This window comes from Geobacillus sp. Manikaran-105, assembly GCF_002809955.1.
Lineage (GTDB): Bacteria > Bacillota > Bacilli > Bacillales > Anoxybacillaceae > Geobacillus > Geobacillus thermophilus.
Map to the genome: position 1 here is coordinate 38,476 of NZ_PIJG01000002.1, position 15,754 is coordinate 54,229.

Below are 15,754 nucleotides of genomic sequence, written 5' to 3' on the forward strand. Positions count from 1 at the left end.
ACCGCCAGATCGTTTGTCTACCGTTTGAGCTCGGCGAGGCGCGCCTTGACGGCTTCGCGTTTTTCGATGTAATCTTGCCGCTTGCGCCGCTCTTCTTCGACGACATGGGCCGGCGCTTTCGCCAAAAAGCCTTCGTTCGCCAGTTTCTTTTCGACGCGTTCGACTTCTTTGTTCCATTTGTCGAGCTCTTTTTCGAGCCGTTTGATTTCTTCTTCGATGTTGATCAACCCTTCAAGCGGCAAAATGAGCTCGGCGCCGGTGACGACCGCCGTCATCGCTTTGTCCGGCGCGGGAACGTTTGTATCAATCAAGAGCTCGCTCGGGTTGCAGAACCGCTCCAAATAGGCGCGGTTTTTCATGAGCGCCGCCCGCACTTGTTCATCTTTTGTCTTAATATAGAGCGCAATCGGCTTGCTCGGCGGCGTGTTCACTTCGGCGCGGACGTTGCGGACGGCGCGGATGATGTCGACGAGCATCCGCATTTCTTCAGCCGCTTCTTCGTTCGACAGCTCAGGGCGCACTTGCGGCCACGGAGCGACGGTGATCGATTCGCCTTCATGCGGCAAGTTTTGCCAAATTTCCTCGGTAATGAACGGCATGAACGGGTGAAGCAGGCGCATCGTGTTGTCGAGCACATACGCCAACACCGAACGCGTCGTCTTTTTCGCCGCCTCGTCATCACCGTACAGCGGCAGCTTTGCCATTTCGATATACCAGTCGCACAAGTCGTCCCAAATAAAGTTGTACAGCGTACGCCCCGCTTCGCCGAATTCGTATTTCTCAGCGAGCTTCGTCACCGTATCGATCGTTTCGTTGAGACGTGTTAAAATCCAATGGTCGGCGACCGTTTTTTCGCCGCTCAAATCAAGCTCCTCGTACGTCATGCCGCCCATGTTCATCAAGGCAAAGCGCGAGGCGTTCCAAATTTTGTTGGCAAAATTCCACGTCGCTTCGACTTTTTCGGTGCTGAAGCGCAAGTCTTGCCCCGGCGAGCTGCCGGTCGCCAAGAAATAGCGGAGCGCATCGGCGCCGTACTGATCGATCACATCCATCGGATCGACGCCGTTGCCGAGCGATTTGCTCATTTTCCGCCCTTGGGCGTCGCGGACGAGGCCGTGGATGAGCACGTCTTTGAACGGACGCTTTCCGGTGAATTCAAGCCCTTGGAAAATCATGCGCGACACCCAGAAGAAAATGATGTCATAGCCGGTGACAAGCACATCGGTCGGGTAGTAGCGCTTGTAATCCGGCGATTCCACATCCGGCCATCCCATTGTCGAGAACGGCCAAAGCGCCGAACTGAACCATGTATCAAGCACATCCGGGTCTTGTTCCCAATTTTCAATGTCCGCTGGCGGTTCATGGTCGACGTAAATTTCGCCTGTTTCTTTATGGTACCACGCCGGAATCCGGTGCCCCCACCAAAGCTGGCGTGAAATGCACCAGTCGCGGATGTTCTCAAGCCAATGCAAATACGTTTTCTCAAACCGCTCCGGCACGAACTGCACTTTGCCGTCCGTTTGCTGCAGCTTGATGGCGGCTTCGGCGAGCGGCTTCATTTTCACGAACCATTGCGTCGACAAATACGGCTCAACGACCGCGCCGCTCCGCTCGCTATGACCGACGGAGTGCACGTGCTCTTCGATTTTGAACAAAACGCCTTGCTCTTGCAAATCGCGGACGATTTGCTTCCGGCATTCAAACCGGTCAAGCCCCTGGTATTGCATGGCGTTTTCATTCATCGTGCCGTCTTCGTTCATGACAAGAATGCGCGGCAAATTGTGGCGGTTGCCGATTTCAAAGTCGTTCGGGTCGTGCGCCGGCGTAATTTTGACCGCCCCGGAGCCGAACTCCATGTCGACGTACTCATCGGCAATGATCGGAATTTCACGGCCGACGATCGGCAGCTTGACCGTTTTGCCGATCAAGTGCTTGTACCGCTCGTCATCCGGATGCACGGCAACGGCCGTATCGCCGAGCATCGTCTCCGGACGGGTCGTCGCCACTTCGATGAAGCCGGAGCCGTCGGCGAGCGGATAGCGCATATGGTAGAGCGCGCCTTTCACTTCTTTATAAACAACCTCAATGTCCGACAACGCGGTTTTCGTCACCGGATCCCAGTTGATGATGTATTCGCCGCGGTAAATGAGCCCTTTCCGGTAGAGCGAGACGAACACTTCGCGCACCGCTTTGGAAAGCCCTTCGTCAAGCGTAAACCGCTCGCGCGTGTAATCAAGCCCAAGCCCTAACTTCGCCCATTGACTGCGAATATGGCCGGCGTATTCTTCCTTCCACTTCCACGTTTCTTCTAAAAATTTTTCCCGGCCTAAATCGTAGCGCGACAGCCCTTGCTGGCGCAATTTTTCCTCGACTTTCGCCTGGGTGGCGATGCCGGCGTGATCCATTCCCGGAAGCCACAAAACGTCATACCCTTGCATCCGCTTCATGCGCGTAATGATGTCTTGCAGCGTCGTATCCCACGCGTGCCCCAGATGCAGTTTGCCGGTGACGTTGGGCGGTGGAATGACGATCGTAAACGGTCGTTTGTTCGGATCACCGGTCGCTTCAAAAAATTTTCCTTTCAGCCACCATTCGTAGCGCCCCGCTTCAACGGCGCGATGGTCGTATTTCGGCGGCATCGACACTTCGTGCTGTGCCATGTTTCATTTCCCTCCTTCAACATGATGGACAATGCGGCCGACGGCGGCTTCCCACTAAGCAATGCCGCACAGCCGGCAAGCAAAAAAGCCCCTTTCATCCAAAAAGGACGAAAGGAGCTGCTTTCGCGGTACCACCTTTTTTCTTAAGCCTAGAAGGCTGGTGATGAAGAGAACCGCAACACGGCCAACCCACCGGTGAAACATCGGCTGGCGAGCCCACAATCAGTTTGGTTGACCGGCCTTCTAGAAGCTTAAGCGCTTCATTGGCATAACGGCATGATGCCGGCTTCCTCTACTCGGCAGCAGCGCCTTTCAAAGAAGCAGCTCAAGGGCGACCTTCCAGCAACCGTCATCCTAGGAAATCTCGCAGCTTCCGATTTCCCTCTCTGCAGGCGCGGACCGCTGTACTCCTCCCCGTCTTCGCTTTTGTCGTCATGATTCGATTATTATACTACCATTGTCCATCATCTTTGCCAAGTTTTTATTTATTTATTCCATTGGCCGGCGGTTGGTGACAAACATTTTGTTGTTTCATATTGTATAGTAAACCCGGGAAGGAGGGAACACCGATGCGGCGATTCAACCCGTATTCATGGCCGCCTTGGCTGAGGCAAGTGCGCGCCGTCTGCGCCCAAGTGATCATCCCGCTCACCATTTTTCAAGCCATTCGCACCATTTTTTTGCCGACGACATTTGACGTCATTTTGCTGGCTGTTTTTGTTTTGCTCGCTGTGGCGCTCCACTTGGAATGGATTTAACCGCTGCCGTCCTCTTCCGCTGGCGTTTCAGAGCCGGCCGTTTCATCCTGCGGCTGCGCAGCATCGCGTTGGACAAGATGCATGACAACGGCCTCCATGTTTTTAAAAGCCATATAGCAGCGCAGCAGGGCAGCAACGTGCTCACGCTCGTTCCGTTCCTTATGTGAAACGGCCTCATAGCGTTCGAGGCAGCGGACAAACCCACACGGTTCGGCCAAATGGCTGTAGAGAAACGCCCGTTCTGCGGCGGACAACGGCAGTTCCGTTTCATACTCAGCAAGCCCATCGAACCATTCCCGTTCAAGCGGTGAAATTGTGCGCACATGGTTGCGAAAAATAGAAACTAAATCGTATACCGGAGAATTCCAATGCGCCCGCTCCCAGCTGATCCAATACGGCGCCACGTAATGAGAAAGGCGCGCCTTTCCGTGCACCCAGACGATTCGCCATTGCTTCGTTTCCTTCACCGCTTCCTCCCAAGCAGCAAGCTGCTCCTCGGCAAACCAATACGCGCGCATCACTTCATGGAAATACGTACAGCATTGCAGCTGAAACGGCGACATGTACCACGCTGTCTCGTACCGTTCGACCCGCTCCTCCCAAACGGCCCGCGCCCGTTGCCATTCGTCTTTTTTTTGTTTTTGGTAGGCGTCGATCTCCTCTTCGCTCGCTTGCACGGTGCGGACCGTCATGCGGTGAAGGCGGGCGAGTTCGCGAAAAAAAGGGCGAACAGCGGTCTCTCTCGACCCCGCTTCATCTTCACGCCATGCTTGCAAGTAATAAAGGCGCCCTCCCTCCGCTGCAAACAACGACCGCTGCCTCGTCCCATAAAGCGGGGGGCAGTGGCGGCCATAATAATGGAGCGACTGCCAAATGGCGGCTGCCTCTTGTTCGCTCTCAAGCGGCTTTAAAGCAAACAGCCCGCTGTCGGTGTATACTTTAGCCGCTTTGCCCCACTGCTCGATATGCCGCGGCCGAAGCCCATATTGCCTGAGCACAGCGCGGTACGTTTCAGACCGTATGGCCATCGTTACGCCCCCTCACCGGCAAAAGAAACGGAAAGCGTTCCTTTCAGGCGAAAGGACGGCTTCCCGCCATGGCCGGAATATATAACAGCTGCCCTTCGTGCACATCATCCGGGCTTTCCAAATCGTTGGCGCGCAAAAGTTGGGAAACGGTGACATCATATCGTTCGGCAATCTTGTCCAACGAGTCCCCTTGCTGGACGATGCAAATTTTGACTTGTGTAAACTCTTCCGCCTCGCTTTTCGCAAACAGCTTTGTTAAATACAGGGCGTTTTCGCTTTTCGTTTCCGTTGCTTGCTCTTCCTTGTCTTCCTCGGCGGTTTTTTTCGCGGCGCCGATCGACACTTTCGCCTCGGTCGGCGGCAGCAAAGTCGCCATGTCTTCTTCCGCTTCCGCACTCACCGCTTTCGTTTCCGTCTCGATTGGCAAAAACGGCTCTTTTACACCCGCCTCTTCATCAGGCGGCGTTTCTTCATGACGCACAGCCGTCGGTTCAAAGGCGGAAGCCGGCAGTTCCTCGCCTGCAGCGGCGGGACGATCCTCGGGTATGAACGCTTCGTCGCCGGCTGCCTCCTTGCGGGCGATCGACTCAAACGGGGCCAAAAGCAGCTCTTCCTCTTCGTCATCAGCAGGCAAGTCATCGACAAGCGGCGCTTCGCTAATGCCGCTGATCGAAATGTCGGCGGTCACAAGCAGCCTGCCGTTGTCGCCAAGATCATAGTCAAACGATTCCACTGTGACATATACATCGTCAAGGTCGCGAATGCGGTTTCGCGGAATGGTAATATCGATCGGAAACCGGTGCGACAGCTCGCTAATGCCATCCTCGCGCACGGAAATATGCTGGATGTAGCGGTAGCTGGCAAATTCGAACGCATCACTGTCTGCTTCCGTGGCCTCTCCCCCGTCCCCCGGACGAAACTCTCCGTTTAATTCCAGCGCCCCGCGAATCGTAATATATTGATCGTACTCGTCGACAGAGATCACAGGATCAAGAGAAATCGACAAAAATTCGGCGACTTCCTGTCCGTTTTTAAACCAGACCGATTCTTCCAATGAAAACCGCAAATACGATTGCTCCAACCGGGCCTCCTCCTTCCGTCCCTTCGCCTAATGGATTCTATGACATTATCCATTGTATGAGTGAAAAAGAGACGGTATGATAAAAAAATCAGGCTGCCGTCGATCAGCAGCCTGATTTGGTTCACTCCTTGCGCAGACGGGCAAACACCCGCTCCGCTGCGGCAATCGTGTACTCGATATCCTCATCGCTGTGCGCCGTCGACAAAAACAGCCCTTCAAATTGCGACGGGGGCAAGAAAATGCCTTCATTCGCCATTTCCCGGTAATAAGCGGCAAACAGCTCCAAGTCGGACGTTTTCGCCGTTTCGTAATTGACCACCGGTTCGTTCGTGAAGAACAAGCCGATCATCGACCCGGCACGGTTGATCGTATGCGGAATGTCATATTTTTCGGCGGCCTGGCGCAACCCTTCTTCAAGGCGCGCCGCTTTGCGCTTGAACTCTTCATACGTTTCCGGCGTCAACTGGCGAAGCGTCTCGTAACCGGCGATCATGGCAAGCGGGTTGCCGGACAGCGTGCCTGCTTGGTACACCGGCCCGCTCGGTGCGACGAGCTCCATAATTTCTGCTTTTCCCCCATAAGCTCCAACCGGCAGGCCGCCGCCGATCACTTTGCCGAGACACGTCAAATCCGGCTCAACGCCATAATACCCTTGGGCGCAATGGTAGTCCACGCGGAAGCCGGTCATGACCTCGTCAAAAATGAGCAGGGCGCCATACTGTTTCGTCACGTCCCGCAGCCCTTCCAAAAAACCAGGCACCGGCGGCACGACACCCATGTTGCCGGCGACCGGTTCGACGATCACCGCGGCGATGTCTTCGCCAAACCGCTCAAACGCGTAGCGAACGCTGTCTAAATCGTTATACGGAACGGTGATCGTGTGCTGGGCGACCGACTCCGGCACGCCCGGGCTGTCCGGCAGGCCGAGCGTCGCCACGCCGGAGCCGGCTTTAATGAGCAGCGAATCGCCATGGCCATGGTAGCTGCCTTCGAATTTGATAATTTTGTTGCGCTTCGTGTAGCCGCGCGCGAGACGAAGCGCGCTCATCGTCGCCTCCGTTCCGGAGTTGACCATGCGCACGATTTCAACCGACGGCACCCGCTCGATGACGAGTTTGGCCAACTCATTTTCGAGCAGCGTCGGGGCGCCAAAGCTCGTCCCTTGTTCCGCCACGCGCTTTAACGCTTCCACAACGTGCGGATGGGCATGCCCTAAAATGAGCGGCCCCCACGACAACACATAGTCGATATATTCGTTGCCGTCAATATCATAAATTTTCGAACCTTGGCCGCGCGCCATAAAGATCGGCGTCATGCCGACCGACTTGAAGGCGCGCACCGGGCTGTTCACCCCGCCCGGCATCAGCTTGAGCGCCTCGCTGTAGGCGCCTTTTGACCGTTCATAGCTTCGCACCGTTCCGCCTCCTCTCTTTATTCTGCCAGCCAACGGGCGACGTCTTTCGCAAAATACGTGATGATCAAATCGGCGCCGGCCCGCTTCATGCCGGTCAGCATTTCCATGACGACCGCTTTTTCATCAATCCAGCCGTTTTGCGCCGCCGCCTTGACCATCGCATACTCGCCGCTGACGTTATAAGCGGCAAGCGGCAGCGGAAAGCGGTTTTTGATGTCGCGGATGATGTCCATGTAGGCAAGCGCCGGCTTGACCATCAAGAAATCGGCGCCTTCTTTCACATCCGACTCCGCTTCGCGAAACGCCTCAAGGCGGTTGGCCGGATCCATTTGATACGTTTTCCGGTCGCCAAACTGCGGCGCGCTGTTGGCCGCATCGCGGAACGGGCCGTAAAATGCCGAAGCGTATTTGATTGCATACGACATGATCGGCACATACTCAAACCCTGCTTCATCAAGCCCACGGCGAATGGCGGCGACAAAGCCGTCCATCATGTTCGACGGCGCGATGATGTCGGCGCCGGCTTGCGCTTGGCTCACCGCCGTTTTGGTGAGGAGCTCGAGCGACGGGTCGTTCAGCACGCGCTCGTTTTCGACGACGCCGCAATGGCCGTGGCTCGTATATTCACATAAACACGTATCCGCAATGACGACTAGATCTTTGTGTTCAGCTTTGATTTGGCGGATCGCCCGCTGCACAATCCCTGTTTCGCAATACGCCTGCGAACCGACTTCATCTTTTTCATTTGGCACGCCAAACACCATGACGGCGGGAATGCCAAGCTTGGCGATGTCGTCCACTTCCTCGGATAAACGGTCAAGCGATAAATGGTAAACCCCTGGCATCGACGGCACTTCCCGCTTAATGCCACTTCCCTCGACCACAAACAGCGGATAAATGAGATCCTCGACGCGAAGATGCGTCTCGCGCACCATCGCCCGCAAGGCAGCCGTTTGCCGCAGGCGGCGGTGACGGTCAAATGTCAACGGCATTTTATCGTCCCTCCACTGAAAAATATTGTTCCATCGCTTTTATCATACCATCAGTTGTATAATCGGTTGGACAAATATGTACGGTGATCCCTTCCTGCACAGCTGCTCTTTTCGTCACCGGCCCGATGCAGGCAATGGTGACGCCTTCAAGAAGAGTCGGCGCGTTGCTGCCGAGAAGACGGACAAGACTATGGACGGCCGAAGGGCTCATCAACGTGATCACATCGATTTTCCGCTCGCATAGCAGCGCCAACAGCCGCTCACGTCCGCTTGCATCAGGCACCGTGCGGTACACCGTCAGCTCATCGACCAACGCCCCCGCTTCCCTTAGCGCTTCAGGCAACGTCGGGCGGGCCAAATCCCCTTTGACAAACAACACCCGGTCTCCATGGCGGAGGCGGGGCGCAAGGGCGGCTGCCAGCTGTTCGGCAGTGAAATCGTCCGGCATGAGCGCAGGCGAAAAGCCGAACTCAGCAAGCGCCGCCGCCGTCTTCCGACCGACAACAGCGATGTCCGGCACGGGCGCCGGCGAAGCGATATGCGGGCAAAAGAAGCGAACCGCATTGGCACTTGTAAAAATAAGCCAACGGTAACAATCGAGCCGTTCGGCTGCAGCGGCGATGTCTTCCGGCGCGGCGGCCGGCCTGATGGCAATGAACGGAATCTCCACCGGCACAGCGCCGGCAGCGCGCAGCTTGGCGGAAAACGGCGCTGCCTGCTCCTGCCCGCGGGTCACGAGCACGGTTTTGCCGGCAAGCGGGCTCTCAGGCATTATGGTCCAACCCCTTTTTCACTCGCTCGATGAGCGCCTTCGCCCCTTGCTCGCTCAACATGGCGGCCGCCTGCCGGCCGACCGCCTCCGGATCAACGCCGGCCACGATTTCTTTGTACATTTCGTTGCCATCCGGCGAGGCAACAAGCGCGGTGAGACGCACCGTTTCCCCTTGCACTTCCGCATAGCCGGCAATCGGCACTTGGCAGCCGCCTTCCATTTGCTGCAAAAAGGCGCGCTCCGCCCGCACCGCCCGTTCGGTTCGCTCATCGTTCAGGCGGTGTAACCATTCGCGCAGCTCCTCATCGTCTTCACGGCATTCCACAGCGAGCGCCCCTTGGCCGACCGCCGGGACGCAAATGTCCGGCGACAAGTAGTCGCTGATCACCTCATCGCTCCAGCCCATGCGCGCCAGGCCGGCGGCCGCCAGCACGATCGCGTCGTAATCTTCGTTCTCCAGCTTCGCCAGCCTCGTATCAATATTGCCGCGAATCCACTTGACCGTCAAATCCGGACGATAGGCAAGCAGCTGCGCCGAACGGCGCAGACTGCTCGTGCCGACGACCGCTCCCGGGGGCAAGTCAGACAGCGTCCGCTTTCCCTTGCTCACGAGCACGTCGCGCGCATCTTCGCGGCGCGGCACCGAGCCGATCACCAATCCGTCCGGCAGCACCGCCGGCATGTCTTTCATGCTGTGAACCGCCATATCGATGCCGCCGGTGAGCAGTTCATGCTCGATCTCTTTCACAAACAGCCCTTTTCCGCCCACTTTGGAAAGCGTGATATCAAGGACGCGGTCCCCTTTTGTGACGATTTCTTTCACCTCAAACGTAAACGGCGCCCCGAGACGCTTCAATTCGGCGATGACCCAGTTTGTCTGGGTCAAGGCGAGCTTGCTGCGCCGCGAGCCAACGACAATGTTCCGCATTTCGTTCCTCCCCAGTTACGCATACCAAAAATGAAATTTTGACAAACTGCCAAACAAGAAAAAGTTGACAAGCAAAAATAAAAACGAGCCGATGTTCCATAACGCGATCGCCTTTCCTTGCATCTGCCGGACGACCCGTTTGTAAAAGTAGATGCCATAAACAAGAAGAACGACAAACGATCCGAGCACTTTCGCGTCATACCAATGGAAGTGGTCAATTTGGATGTACGCCCAGATGACGCCGAGAATCAGCCCTAGTAACAACATAGGCAAACCGAGCAAATTTAAAACATACGACAAAAAATCGAGCTTCGCCAAATCGGCCATCCGCCATAGGCGCGCCCCCCATTTTTTTCTTTTCAGCAAACTGTATTGCAACATGTACAGCACCGAAAAAATAAAGGACAACGAAAACGCGGCGTATGCTCCGAGCGCGAGCGTAATATGGATGATCAAGAGCTCCGAGACGAGCCGTTCGGCGATGGCCGGCGACTGCGACGACGGCACGAACGTGTGAATGGCCAAAATAAAAAAGGCAAGAACATTCGTGAAAAAAACGATAAAATCAACGCGCAGCAGCCGATTGATCACGAGCGACAGCGTGATGAGCAGCCAAGCGTAAAAATAAAGCCCTTCCGACATCGTCAAAATCGGAAAGCGCTTCGTTTCGATGATACGAAAGGCGAACACCAGCGTTTGCAGCAGCCAGACAACAGAAAGCAACCAGAAGGCGGTTTCGTTCGCCTTCCGGTTTTGCTGCAAAAAGTCAATGAAGTATAGCAGGATGGACGCAATGTAAAGCAAAATCGACAGTTCGTACAACGGCGCCACAACCAATCCCACCTTACAGCTGCCACGATGGGCGGGCCGCTTCCGCTTGCTGCCGGTCGTTCCGCACGGTTTCTTCCCGTTTCATCCCTTGCTGCTGCGCTTTCACCGCATCTTCGATATTAAAAATTTTCATAAACAGCTCGAGTGCTTCCCCGGCATTCGGGCCGGCGGCAAGCTCTTTCGCCTGCAAAATCGGGTCGCGGAGCAGCTGGTTAATGATGCTTTTCGTATGCTTGTTCAACACTTTCCGGTCGCGCTCCGACAAGTGCGGCAATTTCCGCTCCAAACTTTTCATCGTTTCCGCCTGAATGGCGAGCGCTTTTTCACGCAGCGCCGCAATAACCGGCACGACTCCGAGCGTCTGCAGCCATTGGCTGAACGCAACGAGTTCGGCCTCCATCATCGTTTCAATGCGGGCCGCTGCCTTTTGCCGCTCGGCCAAATTGGCGGCCACCACATCTTGCAAATCGTCAATATCGTACAAAAAGACCGTCTCCAACTCGGCCAACGCCGGATCCAAATCGCGCGGCACCGCAATATCAACCATAAAAAGCGGACGGCCTTTGCGCATTTTCTCAAGCGGCGCCACCATTTCCTTCGTCAATATATAGCCTTTTGATCCAGTCGAGCTGATGACGATATCAGCTTCCAGAAGCGCACACGACAGCTCACTGAGCGGCTTTGCTTCGCCGGCGAACTGCTTGGCGAGCTGCTTCGCTTTTTCGAGCGTCCGGTTGACGACTGTGACTTTGCCAACGCCGCTGCCATACAAGTTTTGCGCCGCCAACGCACCCATTTTGCCGGCGCCGATGATCAACACATGCTTATCCGCCAGACGACCGAAAATTTTCTTTGCCAGCTCAACGGCTGCATAGCTGACCGATACCGCATGCGCCCCGATGCCTGTTTCTGAATGGGCGCGCTTGGCGAACGTCACCGCCTGTTTAAACAGATGGTTGAAAATCGTGCCAGTCGTCCCAATCTCTTGGGCGAGCAAATAGCTGTCTTTCACTTGTCCTAAAATTTGCGTTTCCCCGAGCACCATCGAATCTAAGCCGGCGGCGACGCGGAACAAATGGCCAACGGCCGCCTCCCCTTCAAAGACAAGCAAATACGGAGCGATCGCTTCCGCCTCAAGGCCAAACCATTCAGCCAAAAACGCTTTAATATAGTAACGGCCGGTATGCGGTTGATCGACGACCGCGTAAATTTCCGTCCGGTTGCATGTCGACACGATGACGTTTTCGAGCACACTTTTTTGCTTGGCGAGCCGTCGCATCGCCTCTCCAAGCTCTGCCTCGCCAAACGCCAGCTTTTCACGAATTTCTACAGGGGCGGTTTTGTAATTCACGCCGACAACGATGACTTGCACAATGCCATCCCCCCTTTTAGCCAAATCCCTTCTACTATTATATCATGGCTGTCAGTCATTCCAGTTTGAAAAAATTGTGAACATCCGTCGAAAGCTATGATAAACTGTATACAGTGACCATTCTACCATAAACATGTCTATATGGGAAACGGGGGACATATGACTATGAAACAAAAAGCCGCTTTCTCCGGCATTCTGTTCATCGGCCTTGGGCTGTATTTCCTCGCCGGGCAGCTGTCAATCCCGTTTTTGCGCCTTTTTCAAGGCTGGCCGGCTTTGCTTGCCATTTGCGGCGCCGCCCTGCTCGGCCAAGCGTATTCCGCGCGCGAATACCAGTATGTCTTCCCTGGCTTCCTTTTGCTCGGCTTCGGCGTCGAACTGCTGCTCGTTGAGGCGTTTCCGTCCTGGCCGCACGGGATGAACGTGTTTTTTTTCATTACGGCGCTTGCCTTTTTGGCCAGCAGCCGCAAGCAAAAAGGCGGGGCCGGCTTTGGCGTCTTTTTTTTCTTTCTCGCCGTTGTACTGACGTTTTCCGGCCGCGGCCAGCCGCTCTTTCAACTGTTGCAGACCGGGCTTTCTTCAGTCTGGACATTTTGGCCGCTCGGGCTGATCGCCGTTGGAGTGTATGTGCTATGGGCCAAACGGAAGTAAGCAGGCGAAAAAGCGGTTTCCGCCAACAGAACGGCCAGCCCGCGGGCGGAAAAGGCTGGTGAAGAACAATAGACTCGCTGAATTTGTCAACATCGCACGAAAATGACGCTATAGCGCCGCCAAGCGGTTCAACCCGAAAAAACCGTTTGGGGAGACCGTGTCTCCCCTCCGTCATCAGCCTTCTAAAAAGGCGTCCCGCTCCAAAAAACGGGACGCCTTTTTTCCATCATCCAGCTAAAAACGGCATGATCGCTGCCCATGCTTCCTCTTTTCCTTGTCCGGTCTCGGCGGAGAACAAAATGAGCGGGTCGCCGTCTGCTATGTTCAGCGTTTCACGCGCGATTTTCGCATGCTTTGCCTGCTTGCCGCGCGGCACTTTGTCCGCTTTCGTGGCGATGACGACGACCGGAATGTCATAATGCTTCAAAAACTCGTACATCATCACATCGTCTTTTGTCGGCGGGTGGCGCAAGTCAACGAGCAAGAGCGTCGCCTGGAGCGTCTGGCGCGTCGTAAAATATGTTTCCATCATCTTCCCCCATTTTTGCCGCTCCTGCTTTGAAACGCGGGCAAAGCCGTAGCCGGGCACGTCGACGAAGTAAAACGAATCGTTAATCAAATAAAAGTTCAACGTCTGCGTTTTGCCCGGCTTCGATGAGGTGCGTGCCAAGTTTTTCCGGTTGATCATTTTGTTGATAAATGACGATTTGCCGACGTTTGAGCGGCCGGCGAGCGCCACTTCCGGCCGCCCGCCGTCCGGATATTGCTCCGGCTTGACAGCGCTGATGACGAGCTCCGCTTTTGTTACGTTCATCGCTTCCACCCCACGAGCGCATGCGGCAGCACCTCATCGAGATGGGAGACGAGCACAAAGCGCAAGTCGCGCTTCACCGTTTCCGGAATGTCCGCTAAATCTTTTTCATTGTCTTTTGGCAAAATGACCGTTTTCAGCCCGGCGCGGTGGGCGCTTAACGTTTTCTCTTTCAAGCCTCCGATCGGAAGCACGCGGCCGCGCAGCGTAATTTCGCCGGTCATGCCAACAAAGCGGCTCACCGGCTTGCCCGTCAGCGCGGAAATGAGTGCGGTGGCGATCGTAATGCCTGCAGACGGCCCGTCTTTTGGCACCGCACCCTCCGGGACATGGATATGGATATCGTACATTTCATGGAATTTCGGATCGATGCCGAGTTCCTCAGCGCGCGATCGAACATAACTGAACGCCGCCTGCGCCGATTCTTTCATCACATCGCCGAGTTTTCCGGTCAACACAAGTTTGCCGTTACCTTTCGCGAGCGACACCTCAATGGCGAGCGTATCGCCGCCAAACGCGGTGTACGCAAGACCGGTCGCCACGCCGATCTGGTCCTCCGCTTCCGCCTGTCCATAGCGGTATTTTCGTTTTCCTAAAAATTCTTCGAGATTGTTTTCTGTGATGACGACCCGTTTTTTCTCACCGGAGACAATGAGGCGGGCCGCCTTCCGGCAAATCGCCGCCAACTGTCGCTCCAGCTCCCGCACTCCAGCTTCGCGCGTATAATGGCGGATGATGGCAAGCATCGCATCATCGCGCACTTGCAGCGCCGCTTTTTTCAAGCCGTGCTCATCGAGCTGCTTCGGCAGCAAATGCCGCTTCGCAATATGGAGCTTTTCAACTTCGGTATAGCCCGGAATCTCGATCACTTCCATCCGATCCAACAGCGGCTGCGGAATCGCCGCCAAATAGTTGGCAGTCGCAATAAACATTACCTTCGACAAATCGTACGGCTCTTCAATATAATGGTCGCTGAACGCATGGTTTTGTTCGGGATCGAGCACCTCGAGCATAGCGGCCGACGGATCGCCGCGAAAATCGCTTGACATTTTATCGATTTCATCGAGCAAAAAAACCGGGTTGATCGTGCCCGCCTTTCTCATTCCTTGAATGATGCGGCCCGGCATCGCCCCCACGTATGTGCGGCGATGGCCGCGAATTTCCGATTCGTCGCGCACGCCGCCGAGCGACATGCGGACAAAGCGACGGCCGAGCGCTTTGGCGATCGAGCGGGCAAGCGACGTTTTGCCGACCCCCGGCGGTCCGGCAAGGCAAAGAATCGGACCTTTTAACGATTTCGTCAGCTGTTGCACCGACAAAAACTCGAGCACCCGCTCTTTCACCTTATCGAGTCCGTAATGTTCCTCATTTAAAATGGCTTCCGCCCGCTTAATATCGTGAATGTCTTCTGTCTCCTTCGACCACGGCAAGGCGAGAAGCCAATCCAAGTAGTTGCGGATGACCGCGCTTTCCGCTGAGGTCGCCGGAATTTTTTCATACCGGTCAAGCTCTTTGAGAGCCGTTTCTTTCACATGTTCAGGCATGCCGGCCGCCTCAATTTTTTCTTTCAACTCTTCCACTTCGCCCGTTTTTCCTTCTTTTTCGCCGAGCTCTTTTTGGATGGCTTTCATTTGTTCGCGCAAATAATATTCTTTTTGCGTCCGCTCCATCGATTGCTTGACGCGGGCGCTGATCTTTTTCTCGAGCTGAAGCACTTCTTTTTCGTTGTGCAAAATTTGAATGATTTTATTGAGGCGCTCTTTCACGTCGATCGTTTCCAAAATGCGCTGCTTTTCCTCGAGTTTGAGCGGCAAATGCGAGGCGATGATGTCGGCCATGCGCCCCGGCTCGTCAATGTCGACGATCGACGCGTAAATATCGGCCGACAGCCGTTTCGACAAGTTTATGTACTGCTCAAAGTATTCGAGCATCGTCCGCTTGAGCGCCTCATCTTCCAAGTCTTTCACCGACCGGTCGGCAAACTTCTCAAACTTGACCGAAAAATACGGCTCCTCGCTGACGACTTCAGTGATAAGCGCCCGCGCGATGCCTTCCACAAGCACGCGGAACGTGCCGTTCGGCAATTTGAGCAGCTGCTTGACGCGCGCGATCGTCCCCATTTTATACAAGTCGTCCATGTCTGGATCGTCGACGGCGACATCTTTTTGCGACGTCAGCAAAATCATATGATCCTCCACCATCGCCTGTTCGAGCGCTTTGACCGATTTCTCGCGCCCGACGTCCAAATGGAGCACCATCGTCGGAAACACGAGCAGCCCCCGCAGCGGCAAAAGCGGAACGACCGTCTCCTTTTTCTTTCCGTTCACGCCGAACACCTCCATCTCTCGCTTCTATTCGTTTATTGTATAGTACGGTAGCGGGGTTTGTAAAATTTGACGTTTGCAGGCAAACAAAAACCGACTTCGGCGGCGATTCGCCGGCGCCGAAGCCGTACA

At 55.3% G+C, this 15,754-nt stretch carries 13 protein-coding genes and 1 other annotated feature; of the genes, 2 read left to right on the top strand and 11 right to left on the bottom strand.

Features of this window, described 5'->3' with window-relative positions:
• Nucleotides 1-17 precede the first annotated feature (17 nt).
• Complete coding sequence (locus CV945_RS01160; RefSeq protein ID WP_100658954.1) at nucleotides 18-2,660, bottom strand: valine--tRNA ligase; 2,643 nt, start codon at nucleotides 2,658-2,660, stop codon at nucleotides 18-20.
• A gap of 100 nt (nucleotides 2,661-2,760) precedes the next feature.
• Nucleotides 2,761-3,090: a binding site (T-box leader), on the bottom strand.
• Between the two features lie 139 nt (nucleotides 3,091-3,229).
• On the opposite strand from CV945_RS01160, the gene CV945_RS01165 reads away from it, so the two are divergent.
• On the top strand, nucleotides 3,230-3,418 hold the full coding sequence (locus CV945_RS01165) for a hypothetical protein (protein ID WP_020960766.1): 189 nt from the start codon (nucleotides 3,230-3,232) through the stop codon (nucleotides 3,416-3,418).
• On the opposite strand, the gene ysxE is transcribed toward CV945_RS01165, so the two are convergent.
• From ysxE to hemA, 8 genes are all read right to left on the bottom strand, one after another.
• Nucleotides 3,415-4,446, bottom strand: a complete 1,032-nt coding sequence (ysxE, locus tag CV945_RS01170) for a spore coat protein YsxE (protein WP_033010610.1) — start codon at nucleotides 4,444-4,446, stop codon at nucleotides 3,415-3,417. The genes CV945_RS01165 and ysxE overlap by 4 nt on opposite strands.
• Before the next feature lie 43 nt (nucleotides 4,447-4,489).
• A complete protein-coding gene (spoVID, locus tag CV945_RS01175) occupies nucleotides 4,490-5,527 on the bottom strand; it encodes a stage VI sporulation protein D (RefSeq protein ID WP_100658955.1) in 1,038 nt (345 codons plus the stop codon).
• A 121-nt stretch (nucleotides 5,528-5,648) separates the two neighbouring features.
• On the bottom strand, nucleotides 5,649-6,941 hold the full coding sequence (hemL, locus tag CV945_RS01180; RefSeq protein ID WP_033010614.1) for a glutamate-1-semialdehyde 2,1-aminomutase: 1,293 nt from the start codon (nucleotides 6,939-6,941) through the stop codon (nucleotides 5,649-5,651).
• 17 nt (nucleotides 6,942-6,958) lie between these two features.
• Entirely contained in the window at nucleotides 6,959-7,933 is a 975-nt protein-coding gene (hemB, locus tag CV945_RS01185) for a porphobilinogen synthase (protein WP_100658956.1), read from the bottom strand.
• A gap of 1 nt (nucleotide 7,934) precedes the next feature.
• Nucleotides 7,935-8,705: a uroporphyrinogen-III synthase gene (locus CV945_RS01190; protein WP_033010616.1), complete on the bottom strand. Its 771-nt coding sequence runs from the start codon at nucleotides 8,703-8,705 to the stop codon at nucleotides 7,935-7,937.
• On the bottom strand, nucleotides 8,698-9,633 hold the full coding sequence (gene hemC / locus CV945_RS01195) for a hydroxymethylbilane synthase (RefSeq protein ID WP_063330743.1): 936 nt from the start codon (nucleotides 9,631-9,633) through the stop codon (nucleotides 8,698-8,700). Before hemC ends, CV945_RS01190 begins: the two co-directional genes overlap by 8 nt.
• Before the next feature lie 15 nt (nucleotides 9,634-9,648).
• Complete coding sequence (gene ccsA, locus CV945_RS01200; protein WP_100658957.1) at nucleotides 9,649-10,464, bottom strand: cytochrome c biogenesis protein; 816 nt, start codon at nucleotides 10,462-10,464, stop codon at nucleotides 9,649-9,651.
• A gap of 13 nt (nucleotides 10,465-10,477) precedes the next feature.
• Nucleotides 10,478-11,836: a glutamyl-tRNA reductase gene (gene hemA / locus CV945_RS01205; protein ID WP_033010624.1), complete on the bottom strand. Its 1,359-nt coding sequence runs from the start codon at nucleotides 11,834-11,836 to the stop codon at nucleotides 10,478-10,480.
• Between the two features lie 165 nt (nucleotides 11,837-12,001).
• Here hemA and CV945_RS01210 point away from each other — a divergent pair, with 165 nt between their 5' ends.
• Complete coding sequence (locus CV945_RS01210) at nucleotides 12,002-12,487, top strand: LiaI-LiaF-like domain-containing protein (protein ID WP_033010625.1); 486 nt, start codon at nucleotides 12,002-12,004, stop codon at nucleotides 12,485-12,487.
• Nucleotides 12,488-12,713: 226 nt separating this feature from the next.
• Here CV945_RS01210 and yihA read toward each other — a convergent pair whose 3' ends face one another.
• Both yihA and lon read right to left on the bottom strand, forming a co-directional pair.
• Nucleotides 12,714-13,301, bottom strand: coding sequence for a ribosome biogenesis GTP-binding protein YihA/YsxC (gene yihA, locus CV945_RS01215; protein ID WP_100658958.1), 588 nt, complete (start codon nucleotides 13,299-13,301; stop codon nucleotides 12,714-12,716).
• On the bottom strand, nucleotides 13,298-15,640 hold the full coding sequence (lon, locus tag CV945_RS01220) for an endopeptidase La (protein WP_100658959.1): 2,343 nt from the start codon (nucleotides 15,638-15,640) through the stop codon (nucleotides 13,298-13,300). Before lon ends, yihA begins: the two co-directional genes overlap by 4 nt.
• Nucleotides 15,641-15,754 lie beyond the last annotated feature (114 nt).

Excerpts from the sequence above, each read along its gene's own strand:
- CV945_RS01210 (WP_033010625.1), top strand. The coding sequence starts at position 12,002 with ATGAAACAAAAAGCCGCTTTCTCCGGCATTCTGTTCATCGGCCTTGGG.
- lon (WP_100658959.1), bottom strand. The coding sequence starts at position 15,640 with ATGGAGGTGTTCGGCGTGAACGGAAAGAAAAAGGAGACGGTCGTTCCG.
- ysxE (WP_033010610.1), bottom strand. The coding sequence starts at position 4,446 with ATGGCCATACGGTCTGAAACGTACCGCGCTGTGCTCAGGCAATATGGG.
- CV945_RS01165 (WP_020960766.1), top strand. The coding sequence starts at position 3,230 with ATGCGGCGATTCAACCCGTATTCATGGCCGCCTTGGCTGAGGCAAGTG.
- yihA (WP_100658958.1), bottom strand. The coding sequence starts at position 13,301 with ATGAACGTAACAAAAGCGGAGCTCGTCATCAGCGCTGTCAAGCCGGAG.
- CV945_RS01160 (WP_100658954.1), bottom strand. The coding sequence starts at position 2,660 with ATGGCACAGCACGAAGTGTCGATGCCGCCGAAATACGACCATCGCGCC.
- CV945_RS01190 (WP_033010616.1), bottom strand. The coding sequence starts at position 8,705 with ATGCCTGAGAGCCCGCTTGCCGGCAAAACCGTGCTCGTGACCCGCGGG.
- hemB (WP_100658956.1), bottom strand. The coding sequence starts at position 7,933 with ATGCCGTTGACATTTGACCGTCACCGCCGCCTGCGGCAAACGGCTGCC.
- hemC (WP_063330743.1), bottom strand. The coding sequence starts at position 9,633 with ATGCGGAACATTGTCGTTGGCTCGCGGCGCAGCAAGCTCGCCTTGACC.